Annotated in this window: 22 protein-coding genes; 12 read left to right on the forward strand and 10 right to left on the reverse strand. The window is 32.0% G+C overall.

All coding sequences use genetic code 11. The features are described 5' to 3' along the window. Positions 1–425 precede the first annotated feature (425 nt). The 3 genes from E6139_RS21900 to E6139_RS21910 are packed head-to-tail and all read right to left on the reverse strand — an operon-like array spanning position 426 to position 2,302. Positions 426–1,319: a hypothetical protein gene (locus tag E6139_RS21900; protein WP_316405672.1), complete on the reverse strand. Its 894-nt coding sequence runs from the start codon at positions 1,317–1,319 to the stop codon at positions 426–428. Between the two features lies 1 nt (position 1,320). Beyond that, positions 1,321–1,683 (reverse strand): hypothetical protein, encoded by a 363-nt coding sequence (locus E6139_RS21905; protein WP_316405673.1) that lies wholly within the window; start codon positions 1,681–1,683, stop codon positions 1,321–1,323. A 10-nt stretch (positions 1,684–1,693) separates the two neighbouring features. Then, complete coding sequence (locus E6139_RS21910; RefSeq protein ID WP_316405674.1) at positions 1,694–2,302, reverse strand: hypothetical protein; 609 nt, start codon at positions 2,300–2,302, stop codon at positions 1,694–1,696. A gap of 156 nt (positions 2,303–2,458) precedes the next feature. Between E6139_RS21910 and E6139_RS21915 the strand changes: the two genes are divergently transcribed. From E6139_RS21915 to E6139_RS21930, 4 genes are all read left to right on the forward strand, one after another. Beyond that, a complete protein-coding gene (locus tag E6139_RS21915) occupies positions 2,459–2,776 on the forward strand; it encodes a helix-turn-helix transcriptional regulator (protein ID WP_316405675.1) in 318 nt (105 codons plus the stop codon). Between the two features lie 361 nt (positions 2,777–3,137). Further along, positions 3,138–3,710 carry an antirestriction protein ArdA gene (locus tag E6139_RS21920; RefSeq protein ID WP_316405676.1) on the forward strand — a complete coding sequence of 191 codons (573 nt, stop codon included), beginning with the start codon at positions 3,138–3,140 and terminating at the stop codon, positions 3,708–3,710. Between the two features lie 118 nt (positions 3,711–3,828). Beyond that, positions 3,829–4,218, forward strand: a complete 390-nt coding sequence (locus tag E6139_RS21925) for a hypothetical protein (protein ID WP_316405677.1) — start codon at positions 3,829–3,831, stop codon at positions 4,216–4,218. A gap of 125 nt (positions 4,219–4,343) precedes the next feature. Then, positions 4,344–7,979, forward strand: coding sequence for a hypothetical protein (locus tag E6139_RS21930; RefSeq protein ID WP_316405678.1), 3,636 nt, complete (start codon positions 4,344–4,346; stop codon positions 7,977–7,979). Between the two features lie 315 nt (positions 7,980–8,294). Here the strand turns inward: E6139_RS21930 and E6139_RS21935 are convergent, their stop codons facing one another. The 6 genes from E6139_RS21935 to E6139_RS21960 all read right to left on the reverse strand — a co-directional run bounded on the left by E6139_RS21935 (position 8,295) and on the right by E6139_RS21960 (position 12,753). Next, positions 8,295–9,341: a tyrosine-type recombinase/integrase gene (locus E6139_RS21935; RefSeq protein WP_316405679.1), complete on the reverse strand. Its 1,047-nt coding sequence runs from the start codon at positions 9,339–9,341 to the stop codon at positions 8,295–8,297. A gap of 99 nt (positions 9,342–9,440) precedes the next feature. Continuing rightward, positions 9,441–9,635, reverse strand: a complete 195-nt coding sequence (locus tag E6139_RS21940) for a DNA-binding protein (RefSeq protein ID WP_311809152.1) — start codon at positions 9,633–9,635, stop codon at positions 9,441–9,443. 60 nt (positions 9,636–9,695) lie between these two features. Continuing rightward, the gene (locus E6139_RS21945) at positions 9,696–11,066 is read right to left on the reverse strand and encodes a Rep family protein (protein WP_316405680.1); all 1,371 of its coding nucleotides are present in this window, start codon (positions 11,064–11,066) and stop codon (positions 9,696–9,698) included. Between the two features lie 184 nt (positions 11,067–11,250). Continuing rightward, a complete protein-coding gene (locus E6139_RS21950) occupies positions 11,251–11,961 on the reverse strand; it encodes an FtsK/SpoIIIE domain-containing protein (protein ID WP_316405681.1) in 711 nt (236 codons plus the stop codon). Between the two features lie 2 nt (positions 11,962–11,963). Beyond that, the gene (locus tag E6139_RS21955; protein ID WP_316405682.1) at positions 11,964–12,341 is read right to left on the reverse strand and encodes a hypothetical protein; all 378 of its coding nucleotides are present in this window, start codon (positions 12,339–12,341) and stop codon (positions 11,964–11,966) included. A gap of 151 nt (positions 12,342–12,492) precedes the next feature. Further along, positions 12,493–12,753 (reverse strand): hypothetical protein, encoded by a 261-nt coding sequence (locus tag E6139_RS21960; protein ID WP_316405683.1) that lies wholly within the window; start codon positions 12,751–12,753, stop codon positions 12,493–12,495. Positions 12,754–12,954: 201 nt separating this feature from the next. Here E6139_RS21960 and E6139_RS21965 point away from each other — a divergent pair, with 201 nt between their 5' ends. Next, positions 12,955–13,752, forward strand: a complete 798-nt coding sequence (locus E6139_RS21965) for a hypothetical protein (protein ID WP_316405684.1) — start codon at positions 12,955–12,957, stop codon at positions 13,750–13,752. A gap of 145 nt (positions 13,753–13,897) precedes the next feature. Here the strand turns inward: E6139_RS21965 and E6139_RS21970 are convergent, their stop codons facing one another. Continuing rightward, positions 13,898–14,224 (reverse strand): helix-turn-helix transcriptional regulator, encoded by a 327-nt coding sequence (locus E6139_RS21970; RefSeq protein ID WP_316405685.1) that lies wholly within the window; start codon positions 14,222–14,224, stop codon positions 13,898–13,900. Between the two features lie 166 nt (positions 14,225–14,390). Here E6139_RS21970 and E6139_RS21975 point away from each other — a divergent pair, with 166 nt between their 5' ends. The 7 genes from E6139_RS21975 (at position 14,391) to E6139_RS22005 (ending at position 22,536) form a co-directional block, all read left to right on the forward strand. Further along, the gene (locus tag E6139_RS21975) at positions 14,391–15,218 is read left to right on the forward strand and encodes a LysM peptidoglycan-binding domain-containing protein (protein WP_316405686.1); all 828 of its coding nucleotides are present in this window, start codon (positions 14,391–14,393) and stop codon (positions 15,216–15,218) included. Between the two features lie 375 nt (positions 15,219–15,593). Next, complete coding sequence (locus E6139_RS21980; RefSeq protein WP_316405687.1) at positions 15,594–16,481, forward strand: hypothetical protein; 888 nt, start codon at positions 15,594–15,596, stop codon at positions 16,479–16,481. 179 nt (positions 16,482–16,660) lie between these two features. Then, positions 16,661–17,944: a hypothetical protein gene (locus tag E6139_RS21985; RefSeq protein ID WP_316405688.1), complete on the forward strand. Its 1,284-nt coding sequence runs from the start codon at positions 16,661–16,663 to the stop codon at positions 17,942–17,944. A gap of 17 nt (positions 17,945–17,961) precedes the next feature. Continuing rightward, entirely contained in the window at positions 17,962–19,947 is a 1,986-nt protein-coding gene (locus E6139_RS21990; RefSeq protein WP_316405689.1) for an AAA family ATPase, read from the forward strand. A gap of 14 nt (positions 19,948–19,961) precedes the next feature. Next, a complete protein-coding gene (locus E6139_RS21995; RefSeq protein ID WP_316405690.1) occupies positions 19,962–20,600 on the forward strand; it encodes a hypothetical protein in 639 nt (212 codons plus the stop codon). Continuing rightward, entirely contained in the window at positions 20,600–21,715 is a 1,116-nt protein-coding gene (locus tag E6139_RS22000) for a hypothetical protein (RefSeq protein WP_316405691.1), read from the forward strand. The genes E6139_RS21995 and E6139_RS22000 overlap by 1 nt, the downstream gene beginning before the upstream one ends. A 332-nt stretch (positions 21,716–22,047) precedes the next feature. Continuing rightward, the gene (locus E6139_RS22005; RefSeq protein WP_316405692.1) at positions 22,048–22,536 is read left to right on the forward strand and encodes a DUF3916 domain-containing protein; all 489 of its coding nucleotides are present in this window, start codon (positions 22,048–22,050) and stop codon (positions 22,534–22,536) included. Positions 22,537–22,668 lie beyond the last annotated feature (132 nt).

Below are 22,668 nucleotides of genomic sequence, written 5' to 3' on the forward strand. Positions count from 1 at the left end.
TTTTTTTTTTTTTTTTTTTTTTTGAAGTTCTGCTAAAATCGTATTTTCTTTGGTTTATAATCCATCTTTACACCCTCTTTCTGTCTTAGTGAACTTATTCTCAAATCCAGCCCTAAAGTATAAAAAAATATTAAATGATTAAAAATGTAGTTGACAAAAATATTTTTTGAGTTAGCTTTTAATTAGAGAAAGGATTTGAGAATAAAAAAAGTTTTCATGAATTGTATGGGGCATGGGGCGCAGCTTCACTATTTTTATTTTGCGTATGCAAAATAAAAGGCAGAGTCTCAATTTTTAGAGGATTTTAGTTAATAAGTACATAAGTAAAGACAAAAACACGGAGCAGGTCGCTTCGTGTTTTTTTAGTAGATAAATCTATATGGAAAAAAGAAACTCGATCTCAGAGAGAATCGGGTTAATTTCTATTATTGCCATTCGCCCATTCCTACATTGCCGGCTGTATCCCACCCCCCGGGGCTATCGACGATTCCGGCTCCGTTTGCTGTACCATTCCCGCCATTTGGACCTGTTGGTTGAGATGGCGTGCTAGGTTGACTTGGAGTAGGTTTAGTTGGTGTCTGTTGAGCAGGTTGTTGATTATTATTTGGCTGTGAAGGCTGTTGATAATTTGGTTGTTCCGCGGGTGCTTGATAAGCAGGTTGCTGATAGTTTTGTTGCGGCTGCTCTTGATAGACAGGTTGACCTGATGACTGATTATTTTGTGCTGTAGTTGTATCTATGCTTGGTGCTTGTTGAGCAGTTTGATCTTGCTGAGTTTGTTGTGCTTGCGCCGCTTCTTTTACTTTTGCTTCCTCTGTCGCTTTTGCATCGGCTTTCTTCTTTTCATCCTCTTTCACAATTTGCGCTTTTAAAGTATTTAATTTGTCTTGTATTATCTTTTTATCATTTTTAAGATAGTCATCAGTGACTTTGTCGAGTAATGTTTGGACTGATTTAATATTGGTATCCGTCTTTGATTTATTAGCTTTTTCGAGAGCTGAATTAATTTCAGATAGTTGTTTTAATAAGCCGTCAAGTGTAGTCATTCTTTTAGAAAGTTTAGCTTTTTCTTCTTTTTGGCTGTTAGATAGCTTATCAATCGCCTTATTTGCAGCTTCAATATCTTTGCTGTCTCGTGTCTTATAAGCTTGATCGACAGCAGACTTAGCGGACTCAAGATTTTCTTTTTCTTTCTTGATCAGAGCCTCTTGTTTCTGTTGTGCTTGTACTTCGTTGTTATGATGGACAACACCGTATGATCCACCGCAGACAGCAAGGATAGCGATTATTGCAATAGCCATCCCTTTTTTCTTATTCATGCTATTTACCTTCTTTCGTGTACTTTGTTCCATTCGCTAAACCTGCCAACCCTTCAGCCGATTTGATAACAAATGATTTTTTATCTTTTGAAAGTTCAGCAGTCATATTGTAATCGCCTAATTTTATTTGAAGTTGATCACCTGAAATTTCATAAATACCTTTATTTTTTTCTTTACCATTTGTGTTCTCTGTGACGGTATCTCCATCAAAAATGAGCGAGCTTTCTGACTCCATTAAAAGCAAATGGACTTTAGCAGTGTACTCGCCTTTCAATTTTTTTGAGTTATTGTATAGTGAGAAGCCAATGACACCAATGATTACGATTACTGCAATAATGATTAAGGATTTCTTTTTCATCTTCATAGATTGCCTCCTATTTTTTACGAGTATTTAAAAAGGTTCCAACATTTGCTGCGGCTGATATAGAAGCCATTGTGTTTGTTGATTTTGCAACGGCAAGATTTTGTTGCTGTAAAGCTAATTGATCATTTTGGAAATCTTGATTCTCTGCAATATTAAAAGCTTCTTGAAGGGTCAAGGCACGATTTTCTTTTATCAGATTTATTAGACGATCAATAGTCCAGTAAGAATAAAATTTTTTTGGGAAGTCATTCATACCTGCAAGATAATTATTATCATTTTGTTCGTTGTATAAATTTTGCGTTGCAGCTTGAATATCTAACTTTGCTTGTTTCCCGACACGCACTCTCAAAACAATTAATGCGATTAACGCTATCAACCAAACTGCGCCCCAAATGTCTAGCAGGACCTTATTAGAAAGAAGTAATAAACCTACACAAAAGCGAACGATGATCATCAATGCAAAGTATTTTCTATATTTCCTTTTGAGTTCTATAAAATTATTTTTGGCAACAGATAACTCATACCTCGCATCCTGAACGGCAGCGGTAAGTTTCTGCTTTTTGTATAAATAGTTTAGAACTTCTTCTTTTCCCCCAACATACCCATTATTAGACTTCATTGTATGCACTCCCTTTTTAATTAGTAACTAATGTAATTATACCTTAAAAAGGACTTATTAGTCTGTTTTATATCTAATTAAAGGATTAATAGATTCTAACTAAAATGATGAAATACCTTTAATCTTGATTGAGAGAGTTTAGAGGGGATAGTCATTATGAAATTAGAACAGGAAATAGCGAATCGTATTAGAGAACTCAGAACTGCTAAAAACATGACTCAAGAACAGTTAGCTGAGAAAATAGGCTTTGATGTTTCGTACTTGGGTAGGATTGAACGTGGGAAGTCTGCAAACATTCAAATAAGTACTCTGGAAAAAATTATCGAAGCGCTTGATGAAGATTATCCAGCTTTCTTTTCTTTTGGAACAACAACAAATAGAGAAGCTGCTGTTATTCACGCTCTATCTTTATCAAAGAACAAAGATGAACTACTCAATATTATTGAAAGAATTATAAAACTGGATCAAAAATAGATTGCAGAGACCGTCAATATTGGCGGTTTTTTATTTTGCATAAAACTGCTAATTCGTAAATTTCGTTTCCCATTCGTGCGCTTTGATGAAGGATTCCTTTCACTTTTTCGTATCGGCAGAAGCAATTTAGCAATAACCTTTTTCCATTGCAAGGGTCGGGCAAAGCCGCTCAAATGAATTTGCCCCTTTCCATTACAAAAGAACATTGCTGTGTCAATTGCGCCGACAGCGAAAAAGCAAAATGAACCATTCCACTCAAAATCGATACGAGGCTTTTTGAAAACTAAATCAAAATCAAGTTCTTAAAGATGCCTCAGCTCGAAACAAAATGGATGGTCAAAAACAGAAGGGCGGAATTGACATGGAAAAAATTGTTGTAACACAAGAAATGATGCAAAGACAGGATGGAAAAAGAGTGGGTGGTTACAGTAAACATTGGCTGTATCTTACGAACTTAAGGGCATATCGTGAAGGAGTATTGTTGGGTGTGTATCTTCATTTTCCGTTTGATGAAAAAGACTTGGAAGCAGCGTATAAGACGATCTATGTTGGAAATGAGTTCATAGATGAAAATGGAGAATCTTATGAGGAATACTTCATTACTGATTATGATGCACCATTTTCGATAGGTGAATATGATTTTCCACAGCGATTAGCTGAAAAATATGATGAATTGAGGGATTATATGAGTTATCCAGAAGAAGTGGTTCAGTATATCGCTGATTGTGATGGAAAAGAAGTGAACATTATTCATTTAGGTGGAAGTGAAAATCTAAGTAAATATGAGAAGGTAGGGCATTCCTTGGTGGCATTGGGCTATTATGAAGTGCCACGTAGTTTGTTAAGTTATATCGATTATGAAAAGCTGGGGAAAGATTTTTTGATTAATTCTAGTGGTGATGTTGTAGGTGACTATTTTATTGAAATTAATTGAGATAGAGAGCCGTCTCGCTGTGAGATGGCTTATTTATATAGTGTGTTATAAAAAAACTATTGAAAAGGCTATCAAGTTAAATGTATAGTTGGTTATAAAGAAATGAGGAGGTAGTTACATGTTTGATTACATTAGATACTTGAAAGAGGAAGACTCATTATCATTTGAAGATTCATTAGACATTTATAATTCAATCTTCAAGGTACTTGAGAATCAAGACGATATTTTACATGAATCGTGGAAAGATGTTGTAAATTCAGCTTTAGCCTATTCTAAAATGAGAACTAATTGGAACTATTTTTCGACAGAAGAAAAGCAAGAGAAGGATAAATTAAGAAGCAGTCTTCACAATACGTTCATGATCAATTTAAAGGCGTTTTATAGACGAGGAGAACAACTAGAGCTGAATGGAGACTGGATGGAAAAGCTTAGATTGCCGGAAGAAAGAAAACGCTGGGGGGATTTCGCAGGGTATATTGTTTGTTTAGAAAATATTAAGGCTAGGTAAGGAGAAATATTTTAATCATTTACTTTATACTTACCATGTAGTTGCAATACTAATTGGTATTGTAAATGCAGATTTAGAGCACTTATGAATTTAGCAAACGTGCCTATAGAAGAGGAGAGGAGATAATGAATTTTTTTTCATTAAAACCTAGAAATAAGAAAGAGGAAGTAAAGAATTACGAGACTTATAAAAAGGCGTTGGATTATTGTTTTACTGAAAAGAATGAAATCAATAATATAGGTATTATAGGTGATTATGGAACTGGTAAAAGTACGGTTATTGGAACCTATGTAGAAAATGAAATAGATAACAATAAATATGACGTGATAAACATATCTTTACTGACACTTAAAAATGATGAGACAGATAGTTTAATTTTACTGAATAATATAATTAAGCAAATTGTTCAAAACCCAAAAAAAGATTTGGAGCACAATATTTTAAAGTTTAGATCATTACAACTTGATCGCAAATCGTTAGCTTTTATCTCACTATTTGTTTTTTGTTTTTTGCTTGTTTTCTTCATGAATACAGAGGTATTAGCTAAGTTACCAGTAGTAAACCATGTTTTAAATTATGGGATTCCACTAGAAATATTCAAAATTATACAGTATTTTCTGTTGATAGCAATTGTAGTGCTATTCATACTTTATTTATATCCAAAACTTCTATCGGGATTCAAGATTAGTAAATTTAATGTTGCATCGACTGTTGATGCAGAACTTGAAAAGTTTACAGATGTCATAAAGAGTGATGAATTTGATTATTTAGAATATCTGATCTACCTTTTGAGAAGGAAAAACAGAAATTTGTTACTTATAATTGAAGATATCGATAGGTATGAAAATATAAAAATTTTTCAGCAGTTAAGGGAAGTAAATAATTTACTTAATGGTAGTGATGAAAATAATTCTTATAAGTTTGTCTATGCAGTTGGAAATAGCCTGTTTTCAGAATATTCAAAGAAAGATAAAGTAGATATAAATAAGATATATCAGTCTGACTTTAAGGATAATGTAACAAAATTTTTTGATTTTGCTGTAAACATTACACCGGTTATGGATAATCAAAACAGCTATGAATTCATAAAGAGGACATTTCCTAACATAGTCAGTGATGAATCTATGAAAGATGAAGATTTGTTCATGATTTCTCAGTATATCAGTTCTCCTAGGGTATTAATTGATGTGGTTAATGATTATCAAATTATGAAAGAAATTATAGATATTGGTGATAAAGAAGAGTTTAGTGATTTAAAATTATTCTATTTTACAATATTAAAAAGTCGTTTTTACAATTTTTATGAAATAATACATGATGTATTTGAAGATATGTATCTCATCACAAAGCTTTATAACAATAAGGATCAATATGAATATATAGAAAAGAAGCGGAAAGAAGAATTTTTTTCAAGATGCTTGCTTGTCGGTGCGAGAAAAAATGGTAGTACTCATATAAGTATTACAACTTTGGAACAACTTTGGAATGAGATAAAACAGGAATCTGGTATTCAAGATGTTCGTATTCATTATGGTGAGTCTATTTTGTATAATTCATATGGAGCTGTAATGAAATTGAATGATGTATTAGAAGATACTGAGTCTAACAACATAGATTATATTTTTTCTTCGGAAGAATATAGAAGAAAAAGTAAAACTCCTGTATTCTCTAGTAATAAAAGTATTTCAAAGACTATTTCTTTGTATTATTCTGATAAAAGTGAATTAATTAAAGGAATTATCAAAGATGTTGAAAATAGAAGAAAAAGCGATCCAAATAAGCTTGTTTTTTCAATTAAAGATTTTCTAGATATAGATTTTGTTAAATTAGGGATTCTTGAAAATATTTTAGATATGAACGACTATAATATATATATTTCAAACAACTATTTGGAGGTTAACGATGCAACCTTTATTAAAAACTTTAATCTTTTAGAAAATAGAACAGATTTATATACTCTGAAATTATATGACCCAGCAACGATCTTATCAAAAATGAAGGAAGAAAAAATCATAAATCATAATGGTTTGAATGTTTATCTTATTAGTTGGATATACACAAAAAAGATACTAAATAGTAAAGCCAATAAATTATTAATTAATGCAGTTAATGAGGAAGGCTTTATATATGAATTTTTAAAATTTGAACAAGATGTGGACAAAGTCAATTTCCTTTTTGAAAATATATCTCAAGTAGAGAATTCTAATAGCCTTAAGCAGATAATTGATTGGGTAGATATAAACTGTGATAATGCTAAACGTATATTATCTCGAATTTCTTTAAAAAATAGTCTCTTATTGCTGGAAACGGATTATAAGGAAGAGTTGTATAGAGAATTAATTATTCTCGAAATAGCTGATATGACAGAAGACGAAACATTGATGTTTATCTTTGACAAAGTAAAAAATGGATACTTAGAACTTTTAAATCTTATTCTAGATAAATATGAGAATCTCATTCTTGAAGAAGAAGAATTTGATAATAGTAGGTGGCTCGAAGAATTCAACCGAAACTTAAACGTATTTACACCGAATTTAGATGAGAATAGTGCAGTAATCGTTTTCGTAGCATACAAAATAGAGAAAGACATCAAGGTGAAATTACTTTCAGATATTAAGAATGATGCACTGTTGTCACGTATATATGAGAGTAATATCTATGAGTATAGTATTGAGAATGTAGAGTTCATTCTTTCTGAGTTTGAAAACAATCGAATAGAAGATTATGGACCATATGTACAGTATTCTTTAGAAAACAAAACTAGTTTATTTGACTATATAGAGAAAAACGAAAATCTATCTTTTAGCTTAGAAAAAAGATGGGATAAGGCAATCTTATCCTTTTTGTTTAGTGAATTAAGTGATAATGATTTTGATGAAGCGCTACAATTTATGAGTCAGTTCAATCCAATAGTTTTTCATTCATTGAATGATCTAAATTTGAGCTTTTCAAAACTTATAATTTTTTCAAAATACACTATGCTATATGAAAACTCATATTTAAATTTGCAGTATTTACGTGAATCTATCTCTATTGAAGATAAAGAACAGATCGAAATTATAGATGAAATATTAATACATCGGGATTTTGATTTTTATCGATTGTACAACAACATTGAGGATATGGATCAAGATGAACAAATTAAACACTCCGTATATCGAGCTCTTTTTGAAAATGAGAATGTGGATGCTGAGTTGTTTGAGAAATATGTAAAAAAATATGATGATATCTTAGAAACTACAACTGAAATATCTTCAATAGAAAAATTACAAATACTGTACAAGTGGGACAAAGTTAAGTATTCGTTTGGAAATATTAGTGTTTGCAATTTAGAAATACTAGAATTTCTATTTTCTGAGAAAAAAGAAACGCTATACTCTGAAATGTTATCTTGGAATGAAGCACAAGTAATTCAAGTGTTAAATAATTTTGAAGATTACACTTTAAGAAAAAAATATTTAATTGAATTATTGCACAATGAAGAAATTTCGATAGAGTATTCGATAAATCTTATCTCTATTTTCTTGAAAAAATCTGTTGAGAATGAAAAAGTTGATTTGCTAGTGATTGAAAGTATCAATTTGTTAAATGAAGTTCAAAGGGATGAGCAAAATATAGAAAAATTAGTCTCGATGATTTCTAATAAAAAAGGTCAAAGGACGGTTCCAAATGATTATTTAAGTCTTGCTAATTTGTTTAAAGAAAAAAGACTTATAATTTATGATGAAAAAAATGATAAGATCACTTTAAGGTATCTGTAGGCAAATGATTAATTTTATGTATATTAAATAGTTGCTTCTAGTACTAAAAACTATCATATTATACACCAATGACTCGCTTTTTTTATGTGTGAATCCCCACCATTCATCTAAAACCTATTGAATTTGGTTGATATTAGATCAAAGTTGACAGGGTGTAAAAACTTGGTATAAAAGCATTTAAAACTATCTAAATGACATTTCTACCAAACCAGGTCTTAAGAAAGCCCGTAAAGCTTCACAGTTCTCAAAACGTTAATCAATTCTTTATTGTATCAACGTTTTCAAGAGTTTTTTGGTTCAAGTTGGTTCAAATTATCAATTTGACAAAGAATTTAAGAGGTTTAAAGCATCGGCATCTTGCTGGTGCTTTTTTTCTGGCATTAATTCAAGATAATAGTTTTGCGTTGTTTGGATATTGATATGTCCTAGACGTTTTGACACATAAGCGATATCGATATCTTGTGAAAATAGAAAAGAAGCGTGAGTATCACGTAAACCATGAAATGTGGTTTTAGGAATATCTAGCTTTTTCAGCAACTTTGCTAAATCAGCTGATTGATGAAAACCGTCAGGATCAAAGCAATATCCATTTTCCTTTACTGGAACGGAGGTCAGAATAGCGAAAACTTCTTTATTAATTGATACATCTCGTCTAGAGTTCTTTGTCTTTAAAGAAGTGTCCTCAGAAGTAGGGCTGATGGATCGTCGTACTTCTATCCCATATTTGAAGATATTCTCTGGTCGAATTCCTAAAAGTTCTCCACGTCTCATACCAGTCTCTAATGCCAGTAATACAAGGATATTAAATTCATTGTCTGTGTGCTGAATGACGTAATTTCGTAATTTTTTCAGTTCAGTAATAGATAGAGCTTTATTTCGTTTTTCTAACTCTTCCCCACGTGTCTTTACTAAATTGGCAAAGTCTGTTGCAAGATAGCCACGAGCATAGGCATCACGTAATGCAGTCTTGATTTTTAATAGAACTTCATGAGTTGTTTTGCGAGAATGAGTTTTTGCATATTCATCGATTTTTCTTTGAACGACAATATCATTCAAATCTTTCAGTTGAATATCTCCGAATAATTTCTTTACGATATTTGATGTTCTCTGGTAATTCTGAAAAGTAGTTTCTTTTACGTCATTCTTTTTGATAATGTGAATCCAATTTTCAAAGAACTCAGCAAACGAAGTAGTTCGTTCTGCTAACTGTTTACCATTTCCTTTCTCCAATTCATTCTCTAGAGCCCAACGCTTCGCTTCCTGTTTTGACTCAAAAGTTTTAGTCAACTTTTTGTGTTGTCCATGTTTGTAAAGCGATATCTGGACTCTATATTTTTTTCCTCTTTTTATGATACTAGGCATACTATCATTTCCCTTCATAATAAAATGGTTGATAGATGCTAGTTGAATACACGCTTATTGTAGCGAGTATAAGCAATCTAATCAACCATCTTAACGGTTTTAAATTGAGTGAGTGGTAATGAATCGAGAAAGTGACTCAATCGTATAGCGTTCTTGTCTACCTATCATAAATCGTTCTAGCTCATCATTAGAGCGGATATATTTATCAAAAGATTTAGGATCAATTCCTAAAAAATTTGAAGCTTGTTCTCTCGTTAATAGATAGGGGGATGTTTTTTTATAGTGTATTTCCATAAGTTTCTCTCTCTTCTTTCAATTTCACACTGTGATATAATATATCTCGGACAGTGTTTTCTAATTGTCTTCGTTTTGTGTCTCATCATCATTTGCTTTGGTCGGCTTGATGATGGGGCCTTTTTCATTCTTTGTTTTAATTACCTTTTTTGTGACCTCTAATTTTGTATGAGTTTCAAAAAGGGCGGTTTGTTTTTTTAGTGTTTTCTTACAATTCTCTTGATCTATGTTGCTATCGGAACTAAATGCTTCTACTATCTCTTTAAAAAGTTTTTCAGCATTTTCATTTTGACTCAGGATATTATTTACCTTGTCTTCCTTATAGGGATTTGCTTCTTTTGTTGAGCTATCTAGCATAAAATCTCGTTTTTGCTCATTAAAGAACGCTACTTGCATGAAATTTTTTGTTAGTAACATGACTAGCCCCAATCTTCTTGCAAGCTGATAATAACTATCTATCTTTTCATCAAAATGCTTATCACTTTTAATGATGCGCCGATAGAATTCTTTCGGACTGTAAGGTGAGGTGATGATAATTAAATCAGCGGTTAACATCTTGTCGAAATAGCGACTAGGCGCATTCGAACTGGTATTAAAGGGGTCTAATATCTTTAATAAATCATTATAAGGAAAAGTAGAAGGTCTGAGCTCATCCAAAATAATAGTTGATTGACCTTCATATAGTTGGAACGGATCACGACTTGAACCAGTCAAAAAATAATCATTATCAGATTTTTCAGCATAATCTTTTGCTAACCGTGTTTTTCCAACCCCTGATTGCCCACAAATATAGATAACATCAATTGAGCGACCTGATTCAAGCATTTCTTTTCGCCACGCTTCCGCTAGGTTTTGTCGTCTTTTTTGCCAAACATTTTCAAGTCTATTTTTTGCTTTAGCATATTGTGAGCCTGTGAGTCTTTCCTCAACATCTTTGAGAGTAATCGGCCCCTTTTTTAATTCATCTAAGTAAGCCCGTATAATGATTTCATCTTTTGCGCTAGTTATCTTAGTTTTGCGTTTGATACCTTCTCGCGCTTGCTCCATCAATTCATCAAAATCAAAATTAGCTATGATTTCATCAGTACTATATTGATATTGATTTTCAGCGTTTGTTGTAGCATGTATGAGATAGGAGTAGCCATTTATTGATTCACCTTTCCATTGCTCAATATATTGCGGCTTAATACCTAAGAGAGTAGCCACTCTTTTTAAGCTTCTGGCATTCTCAAAGGTCACCATAATATGCATATGGGGAGCTTTAGCCTTACCGTCATCATCTACATCTTTATCATGAAGAATAACCGCACATTTTAAAGGCTCTAATTTATTCATGATAGTTATAAAACAATCTTCCGTCGTTTTCATATCAGAAGGAAGGTATTCTACTTGTTGAGTTATCATCATACTTTTGGCTTTTTTTGTTTTCATTTTATTACCTCAATTTCATAATGTTTTTTGGCACTGGAAATCTTAATTTTAGGCGGGATAACAAGCCCTCCGCCAAAGAGTAGTAAGGCTTTAGTAGATTTGACACTCTCAAATATTTTTTCTTCACGGACAACTTATACCTTCGGATCAGTTGCCCGCTTGAAAAAATATTTGGTGTGGTTTCTTATCTCTTAGCCAGCTCACTAGTTCGTTTTAGGCATATTTTGATTAACTCTTCTGCTTGAGAAATTGAATATTGAGGAACTTCAATTTGAATAGGATCATTTTCAGAAATTTGTAAATAGCCTTTACCAATTCCAAGAGGTTTATAGTTTTCAAGATCAGGAAACATCATTGTTTTAGATTCTCTAGATAGTTTTCCTAGTCCGATACGGATAGGAAAATTATCTCTAGTTCCTTGATAAAAATAACTAGCATCAGCCCTTTGGAGACTTAAAATAACATGAATGTTGAACGAGCGTCCTAGCATGAGCAGTTCAGCAAGGAGTTTCTTATACTGCTCAGCTTCTTTTTTATCTAAAAGGGTTAGAAAAGCTGCCCATTCATCAATAAAAAGAAATAGCGGTGTTCGTTCTACTGAATCATTTGTTTGTCGCAATCTAAACAACTCAACAAAATGATTAATTCCCTGCTTTACTTCTTGGTATCGATAGACTGAGGGGAAATCAGAGAACGCTGAGAAATCAGCATCCCCCTTGAAATCACAAAGGATTAATTGAGAATCTTTTATTTGAGCGCTTAAGGCTGCTATGAAATATCGGGATGAAAACGTTTTCCCAGAACCGGTTGAACCGACAAAAATGACGTGGGGATGTTTCGTTAAGTCCAACAGTATGCGTTTGGGTGTCCCAAGCTGATTGAATGCAAGTACCATTATTAATTCCCCCAAGACATTTCTATAATCAGCGTTAGATTTCCATTGATTAGCTCCAAGTGTTTCACATTGAGCGAAAAAGATGTTTCACCTAAATCTTTCAATTCAAAAAAACTATCATTTAAACGACCAATTATATATTCCTTGTTACTTATCAGCTCTTGTATAAGTGAATTTTGATCTGACGGTGCAATTTGGCGTTTGAAAGTTAAAACATTGTAGTTTTGAGAGGGATGCCATTCTCTAATGTTATCTCCCAAGGTATTAGTTGACTGAATTTCTTTTTGTAAAACAGGGACAATGACATTTTTTAGCAAAAAAGAATAGTCATTTCTAGTTGTTTGATAAAACGATGGCTGAGAATTAGAATCTTCTTTCAAGAAGTGATATATCCATAACGCGATCTCAAAGAAAGATTGTAAATACAATAGGAATAAACCTATCCAGATATTCGAATAATCGTATAGACGTTCTCTTTGAGCGTAGACATAGCAACTAGATGTTAAGAAGAGAAGTAAAATAACCAACATATTATTTTACCTCCGAAAAAAGTAAAATGGGTGTAGCATCTTCAACTGTGTATTGTGGCATTGATCCGAACTTCATTGTTGTTTCAAAAGTTAACGAGAATAACCCTGGCTCGGTGAATAGATCGGCTAAATTTTTATTGACATGCATACCCATTTCTTTCCAATTAGCTTGATAAGAATTTGGTAATGCTACACGAATCCAACCGAATTCTTTAGTGGGTTTAAATGAAGCTGCTGTTACGACAAAAGTTTTTGTTTCCATTTTGATTTCCTCTTTTCCTATTTTTAATGTGTTACAAATGATGTGTTATGTGTTCACTCCACATGAATCACCTCTTTCTTGTTGCTATGCCAACATTATTGACGAAAGCGTCAACAATCAACAGTCAGTGTAAAATAATATTTTTTCATCATCTAGACTGACTTGACAAAAATGATATAATGTAGTAGAGGTGAACTTTTTTTGGACAAGCATATTCAGGAAATTATAGATAAAATAAAGACTTCAGCTTTTTGTAAAACAATAAAAAGTACTATTGAAGAAAATGGAAATGACCAGCGAACTTTTTACGATAAATTTATCAAGGGGAAAGCAGCAGAAGAATATGAGCATCTTTTTTCTGATTATGATAAATTCGAACAAATTATATTTGGAAAAAAACTTTTAAAGGATGAAGTGAAGGAAGAACTTGCACTTTTAATGCCTAATAATAATTTTGATGAGGTGTATAGAGAGAATATAAGATCAAATATTCAAATTATAAAAAATGAATATAACCCCCTTTCTTTATTAGGGGATAATCTAATACCATTAATCTTAAAAAAAGCTATAAAGAATAATGGTAGCAACAAGAAGGCGTTTTATGATAAATATATTGTTGATAAAACACAAAATGACTATTGGTATGATTATGAGAGATTCGGGAAAGTAGTTGATGGAAGTAGAACCTTAGATGATGATTTAGTAGAAGAGTTAAGATTATTAATTCCCAGTTTTGACGAACTATACCTTGAAGCATTTGTAGAAAATCTTTATAATGTCACTTTATACTGGCATGACGTATTAGGAGAAGATCATTCTACTGTAGTCGATTTTTTTGAAGAGGTAGCTGTAAGCATATACATGGGAAATGACAAAGACTTCAAGGGGTCTTATATCAATTCTATTTACAAAAAAAATAAAGAAATACTCCAGAAAAATAAAGGAAATTACCATTTTCAAAAGAAACTCAATGAATTTTTTATTGAGCTGAATAAGTAAGTATGTAATCTTATCTAGTGGAAAAAGGACTTACAATAAATAAAAATGAATGTTAGGAATAAATAGAACAAAAAACTAGGGAGTTAAATAGAAATCCTTAGTTTTTTTGTTCTATATTCAATTATTTTTAATTAAATGGGTTGATTTATTTTTCTGAGAGCATAAGAAACTGTATAAATAAATCTACAAGTTGTTCTTTGTTGGGTGACTGCTGTAGTAGCGATAAAAAAAACGCCATATGTTCATCATTTTCTTGAGAATAAGGCAGGAAAAAATCACTTAAAGAGACCTCTAACACTTTTAATAACTTGACCAGAGTTTCTAAAGAAACATTCCGCTTGTTATTTTCAATCAAGTTTATGAAAGGTAAACTTAGTTCGCTCTTCTCAGCTAACTCTTGCTGAGTCATATCTTTACCTATTCGTAACTCACGAATCCTATTTCCCAACTCATCCAATACATTTCGAGCCACTACAATACCTCCATAACAGTTTATAAGTAATTGTAGTTGCATACTCCATCTATTTTATATAGACTATTGTATTTATTTAGACAACAATATTTACTTAAAGTAAAACGAATGCTAGAATATAGTCATGTCAAATAAATTTTTAAGAAAATAATACGGAGGTAACAAGATGAAAAACATTGGTAAAGGATTATTATTCAGTAGCGTAGTACTAGGTGGAATGTTGTTAATCAAAACGGGGGATGCACAAGCATCTGAGATTGACGGACAATGGACAGCTCGGACAGTTGAGCAAATTAAAGCTGATGTTAATGGTAAAAAAGAATACACCATCGTGTGGGGTGATACTTTGGGAATGATCTCTCAAGCAACAAACTTAACCATGGACAAATTAGCTTCACTAAACGGTATTGGTGATTACAACTTAATTTACGCAGGAAACAAAATGATTTTTGATGGTAACGTTGTAACAGTGAAAGACGCAAATGGTGTCGTAACAGATAAACAACCAATCAAAGAATCAGACAAAGTTGTTCCAAACCAACCTGCAGGTGAATCAGTAGCACAAGGTGGAACTGTAACAGCTAACAATAGCGCTCAAGGCAGTTCTCAAACCCAAGCTCCAGCTACAGACAATGGCGGTAATGCAGGTGCTGTGGATAACGGTTTAGGCGCAGTAAACAACGGTGGCGCAACTCAAACACCTGCACAACCTGAAACGCCACAAACGCCAGAGCAACCATCAACACCGACTCAGCCAGAAACTCCAACACAGCCAGAACAGCCTACGGAGCCAGAAACACCAGTTCAGCCACAATTACAATACACTGTATGGTTCACTGCATACGAAGGTGATGACCAATCAATGAACATTGCACGTGGAAGTCGTTTGTTCGCAACTGAAGCAGAAGCAACATCATTTATCGACAACTATGCAGACCAAGCCTTAATGCAAGGAATCGGTGGTTCTTACGGAGTAATGTCTTGGGAGGTTTAATCCCAAGACTAGCTCTTCACCTTTAGAGAGGGGATAATATCCTATGAAAACCTTAGTCAACAAACTAACTAAACTAGCAATAGTGTTAATAGGAACCAAGTTCTTCAACTCCGAAGCGGAAGCTACAAAATGGATTGAGAACTACCTTGACTCTGTTCTAGTCAACAATGGTGTCTTAGGAGTATACGACATAATGTTTTGAAGTAACTAGCATACCAATTAAATTATAAAGAAAGCGCTTAGGGGTACCCTTGTACCTTTAGGTGTTTTTATTTACCATAATTGAAGGGAGAAAACAAATGAAAAAACGAAGCGTGATATTATAACAATTAGTAGAATAAAATTTAATTAATATTACTGAAGGAGAAATGAGTAATGAAAAAAATTACTATAAGCATGCTGTTTGCGATCAGCCTTTTATTAGGGGCCTGCCAAAATTCAAATACTAATACAGTGGTGGAGGATTCAAAACAGACTAGTAACAAATTTGAAAGCGCTAGTTCAACAAAAAATATTTCTGGTTCTGTTAGTAGTGAACAAGATACTAATCAAGTCGCCCCTTCAGAGAATGAATTAACTAACGAAGAAGTCGCAGTGGCGATATTTATCACTCCAGAAGGCGAAAATCGCTCTATTGATACAGTAATTACTGATTATACAAGTGCCTACGAAGAAGATACAGGACATGCGACAAAAATACAATTATCAAAACGTTTACTACCAGATATAATTGTTAGTTTTTCTTCTACGGGCTCAACTCAACGATTTCATTTCGATAGCGACCTGATAACGGTAACCTCACGTTCAAATGCGGGTGATGAATCATCACAAAATTACAGTCTAAAAGAAATGGAAATAAAATTTGGTAATTATAAAAATGACTTAGCAAAATTAGTAGCCAAAGCTGAAAACTATTCTCCTTTAGATGAACAATCGGGATTAGCTGAAAGTAAGTCCGATACAAATATTGATACAAAAAATTTAACATCTGAACAATTAAAAGAATGGGTTAGTGCTATTTTAGACAAACAATTTAGTATGGGAAGAAGTTCGTTTCCGTATGATTTGATCGTAGAAAATAATGAAGGTTATGCCTATGTTCGTGTGAAGCATAGTGAATTACAAGTAGACACGATTACAATGTTCCGAATAAATGATGAAGGAAAGTTAGAGGAAGAGGACAAATCAAATGGGTATCCAGCATTTTATGAAGTAGTATCTTCAAAATTTATGGATACTTCGGATGTGAAAAGGACAAATTAGAGTAGGAGTTATACAATCATAATAGAAGAAACCAGCTACTTCTAAGTTCAAAAAAATTGCGATTAGCTGGTTTTTATTTAAAGAAAGTGGATTAATCATTTTTAAAATTTATCAAGATGTTGACAGTATTTTAGGCTATAATAGCATAGAAGAAATTTTTGTAGAGGAAGCGTGAGCTTGTGTATAATTACATAGATTATAAGGAATATTATGGCAGAATAATGCAATTTGGAAAAAATAAAAAAGTTCCGATTCATAGATGGTATCCGTTTGTAGAGGGATACTCTAGAGAGTTTATAGAATCAATAATATCAGAGCAAACTATTGTACCTAGAAATTGTTTGGAACCCTTTGCAGGGAGCGGAACAACAGCATTAGAGTTGCAACGTATGAATATTGAATGCTATTCGTTTGAAGTTAATCCATTTATGTATACTTTGTCAAATGCGAAATTAAAAGCTAACAGTTACAATTCTGCTACTATTAAAAAACACTTGAAGCGCATGCTAACAACTATTAGTACTATTAGTGACTCCGAAGTATCTAATATAAGTGATTTTTCAACACTTGTGGAGAGCGAGGGTAAAAAGAAGTGGAATCTAAATAAACCTGTTTTTTTAGCAGTAGAAAAAATAATACTTGCAATTGAAGAGTTGCATTCTAAAAAGTATAGAGATATTTATATTGTTGTTTTAGCGAATGTTTTATTAGAGTTTGGCAATTTATATAGAAATGGCAAATGCTTATCTTATAAAAAGCATTGGCAACAGAATGAGTACACTCAACAAGAAGTGTTTGATCATTTTTCTTTAATTATTGAAAAAACAATATTACCAGATATTAAAACCCAAAATAAGAAACTTAATTGTGATAATAGTCAAAAGCTCTATCTCGGTGATTCGCGGACACTAATTAATGAAAAGATAGAAAATAGCTCCATAGATTTAATAATTACTTCACCGCCATATCTAAATTCTAGGGATTACACAGATTCATACATGTTGGAATTAAAAGCTTTAGGATATTTAACAAATCTTTCTGATATAAGAAAGTTAAGATCTCAAACTTTGAGATCTCATGTTCAGTTAAAACTTGAAAATAATTTTCAGTTGTCTAATGAATTATTAAGCGATACAGTAGACAAATTAGTAGATGCTAGTCAGAATGGCGAATCTTGGAATGATGAAATTGTACTAATGGTACAAGCTTATTTTGATGATATTAAGCAAATTTTTGAAGGTATGTTTAAAAAGTTAAAAAAAGATAGAATGGTCTATTTTAATGTCTCGAACTCTGCATATTATGGAGTTTTAATAAATACATTAGATATTTGTGCATCTATAGCTGAAGACATTGGTTTTGAGGTAATAGAAATTCGAGAAGCTAGATATCTAAATCCGAGTCCCCAGCAAAGAGAAATGGTTGGAAAGCTGTTAGAAGGAGTAATCGTACTAAAAAAGTAATGGAAAGAGGTTGAATAATGAGAGAAATAGGGTTGCCTCAATTAATAAAAATTGATATTAAGAATTTTTCGCTTTATAAACAACAACCAACGTTTTCATATGAATTTAAAGAAGGCATTAATGCTGTGCTCGGAATAAATGGAATCGGAAAAACAACATTTATAGAAATGATACTTTACTGTTTATGTGGGTTTAGTTTGAATGATAGTAAATCTAAAGTTGTCAAGGAAAATACAACATATTTTTATGATAGATGTGACCCGAATGTAGATAATACTCAAGCGTCTGTTATTTTGGAATACACTATTAAAAAATCAAAAATTGTTATTGAAAGAAGTCTTGTGGAGGATAGAATCTTATCTTTGATAATAGATGGAAAACAAAGTGATGTTAATGAAGATCAATATAACACTATTCTCGTTGAACTAATGGGAGTTACAAGTTTTATTTCTGCTCAAAAAATCATTCGAACTTTCCTTATTTTTGATGAACAACGATTGAATGTTGCTTGGGAAGTAAGTAGCCAAGATGAAATACTAAAAATTTTATTACTGGATGAAGAAACTCAGACAAAAATAATGGAATTAGAAAAAAGAGTTAGTACTTTAGATACTGCAGGAAGACATAGAAGTGAGGACAGAAGAATAATTCGCGAACGAATTAATGTTCTCGAGGAAGAAAGAAAAAAAGTAGCAGATGATTTAGATGATATTTTGGATAACGAAAACGATGGAAAAATGGACATTGATGACTTACTAATTTTAAAAAATAAATTGAATAGTGATATTGAAGATTTTCATGAAGAATCTGATGAGCTGAAAAATACATTAGAAAATTTAGAAGTGGAATATAGTAGATTGATTGGTGAAAGAAATGAAGGAAAACAAAAAATTGAACAAGTTTTAGCTGAGGAAGAAAAGCTAGAAGCCAGTATGTATAAATCAATTTATGAAAAATTTCCAGAGTACTATTTCACTCTTGAGAAGAACCTAATCAATACTGGAGAATGTTTGACATGTGGCGCAAAAGACAAATCTTTAAAAACAGAATTCATTGAAAGAAAGGAAAAACGCTGCTGTATTATTTGTGGAAGTGAGATTAAAGAAGAAGTAGATTTTAATAGTGATGATGTGGAAAAAATGAATGATCTATACTCTTCAAAAAATGAACTTTCATTGTTCATTAATAATAAAAACTCCGAATTAAGGGAAATAAAGGCTAATATAGATGTAGTTTCGGAGTCCTTAAAGACTATTTCAGATCAAATTATTAGAAGTGAATCTTCCCTAATTGAAATTGAATCACGACTGACAGAAAGCTTACCGGAAGAAGCTCCTAAAGATACTTACGAACTGATGATAAGAAATTTAGATGATGAGGCTGATAAGCTGACAGAAGAAGTGGATCATATATATGAACAGCGAAAAGAAGCAGAAATTGAGTTGAAAGCCACTCAAAGAGATTTTTTACAATTCCTGTCATCACTGAATGCTAAAATATCTAGTTATTTTAATAAGTATGCAAGCACATTTTTGGGTGTTGATTGTGAATTAACTATCAAGCAAAGTAAAAAAAGATTCATTCCTCAGATAATGTTCATCCCTAAAATATCAGGATTCGAAAGAGGAAGTATCCATTCTGTTTCTGAATCTCAGAGATTTTTTCTAGATCAGGCATTCAGAATGGCTATTATTGATTTTTTGAGTGGTGAAATAGAAGGGTTTAAAACTTTCTTTATAACAGAAACACCGGAAGGAAGTTTGGATTTGGCTTATGAAGAACAAGTCGCAAAAATGTTCACAATTTTTGCTGAATCTAAAAATAATATTATTTTCACTTCTAATTTAAATAGTTCTAATTTTTTAAATCAAGTTTTTTCAGGAGTTGAAGATTCAAGTTCTCGGATTTTGAACATGTTAGAAAAAGGAAACCTAACAAAGATTCAAAAAAATTACAATAAAGTGTTTGAAGAAAAATTAGAAGAAATATCTCAAATAAAATAATCGAGGAAAACAAAATGAACTATACAAAAAATAAAATAAAAGATGACATACTAATTATTTCCTATTATTTTAATCAAAATGGGTGGGATTCTGCAAATAAAGTAAGCTATCAAAGAGTTTTGTATTTTTCTGCTGTTTTAGGACCTATTTTTATAGGAAATAGTAAATGGGAGTATGATTTTTCTAACACAATATTTGGTCCTTATAATAATGAAATATCTGAAAGTTTGCAAGAATTACTAGTGAAAAGAGACTTAGAATTAGTTAAAAGAAAAATATATCAAAATCGCATAGAAGAGAGTTACAAGATAAGTAACCAAGGAATTGGAAAATGCGAAACAGTCATTTTTAATCTTAGCATGAATCAGGCCAAAAATGAATGGTTTAAAATAATCGTAAAAGCACTAAGTTTATATGGAGAAAGTTTTTTGTCAAAATTAGTAAAAGTTGATCCAAATGTTATTAATATGAATACGCTTAATAATAACGGTAGAATAATATCAGATGACTCAGCAAGGAATGTTTCAAAGGAATTCTTTTTATATTTAAAAAGCCGAGGATTAAAGGAAGATGAGCTGGACAAAAATGATGATCTGGAGATTCTTTTAATGTATTTTGATGTGCTTTTTAGAAAATATAAGGGGGACCAATGATGAATTTTGAAGAGTGTTATGGCCCCCAAATAGATAATGTTTTAAAAGATAGTCCAGTGTTATCAATCGGAAACGCTTTGTTTGGAAAATACAACAATAAAATGGACACACCATATTTCTTGCATATGTATATGAAACTTATAGAACAATGGGAAAGTTTTAAAATACATAATGTTTCAATATTAATAGAATTGAATGATATATTGGAATATAAAGCAAATTTTGATTTAAAAAAACTCTTTGAAGGGTATATCAAAGAGGCACTAAAAAGTCCTTATAAGTCAGTAAAGTTAAATTGTGTGATGAATGGTAGTGGATTCGAGGTTAAAAATGAAAATTATGATCTTGATAAAGTGGGAGGAAAAGATGCAACTGTCCAGTCTTACAAAAACAAAACTATAATTCTACTATTTTCTGAAAAAGGAATAGATGCCTTTGGTGACGGAGTTCCGTTACTGAAAAGTAATGAGAGCAATGTTTATAATTTGATTAGTGGGAAAAAATGGTTATCTATTGAATACTATAAAGAATTATTGAAAGAATTCTATGAAGATCATATAAAAAATGATAGAATGGAACGATATTTATTAAAGAATACTACTTGTCCCAAAGAGTGGAAAGGTAAAGTTAAGGACGATCCTAATATACTAATAAATAAGCCTGAAAAGAAATTTCAAATAGATTTCAGTCTGTACTTACGGAATAATTGTTCTGATACTATTCTCAAAGAGACGTATAATGATGACGGAGATAGATATGATATATGGGTTACAAATACTGAACAGGAGGTCTACATTTTTGAGATAAAGTGGCTTGGAAAATCTATAACTGAAACAGGAAATTTTACAGTATACAATGGAGACAGAGCAATCGAAGGTGCATGGCAATTATACCATTACTTGACAGAGGCGAATGAAAGAGGAAGAAAGAATCCAAGTAATGCAATACGTCAAGGGATTCTCTTAATCTTTGATGCTAGATCAGAAGATACAGAAATCTTGTATCCAGAAGAATTAGTTTCGACTATTAACTTAGATTTAGATAATTGCTTTAAATTACAACCTAAGCCGTTTCCAGCTAGTTCAGCACATAAACATTATGCAAAAGGGAGTTAATAGGCTTTGTATTCAACAAACATCTATCGTGGTTCAAATTGGTTCAAATACTGTCTATAGAAATCCTTTTTTATCGATTTTGATGTAATATGAATGCTACTGAATCCTTGATATAAAAGGATTCTTATGGAGTTAAGTTCTTAATTGACAGTAAGTTCTGTTCTCAAAACGTTAATATATCCTTATATATCAACATTTCAGACACTTTCCAATTTTTGGAGAGTGTCTTTTTTTATTTGAAAAAACGCCATTTAATTGTGAATTATCGACTGCCGTAGTTTATGTTGACCTGATATACTGATGTAAAAGGGTATCTATAAAGGGGAACAGAAGTGGATAAAAAGAAACCACGCGGTCAAGATCGCAAACTAAAAATGTTACTTAAACACATTAACGAGTTCACTCCATTTCTTGAAATAGATGGTGATTATGAACATTTTCATGTGCCAAGTGATCCGTTTATTGACAGTCTAAAAACTAAAGGAAAAATAAAGACAGAATTTTGTAGAGCTTGGATACGTACTACTGAAAAATTCATTCTTCAAAAACCTATTGAATTATCATTTTGTAAAGTTGTTGCTGTCATAGCAGTTCCTTATTATTGGAATTCTCAAATTATCATTTTTTATGATGAAGATTACTATAATCATTTTTGGGATAGAACAGGTCCTGAACAATTTTGGAAAAAAATGGAACAGAATTATTCGTTTTGTGAAGAGCGTAATATCAAAACATCCTTATGTGAGATTTGTTATCGAGAAACAATTATTGATGATGGGACATTTGTAAATGACTTATGGTTTTATGGAGAGTTAAAATAAGAAATTGAGCCCGAATGGGATTTTGAGAGAAATTGCAGACGGCGTTCTCAAAGAGCCACAAAAACGCTGTTTTTGCGCCAGACAAATCGCGTTTTTGTGAGCCAGTTAAATCGGAGAAAAGAGAGCCACTTG

Source organism: Enterococcus sp. (assembly GCF_032555305.1).
In the GTDB taxonomy this organism is placed as follows: Bacteria; Bacillota; Bacilli; order Lactobacillales; family Enterococcaceae; genus Enterococcus_A.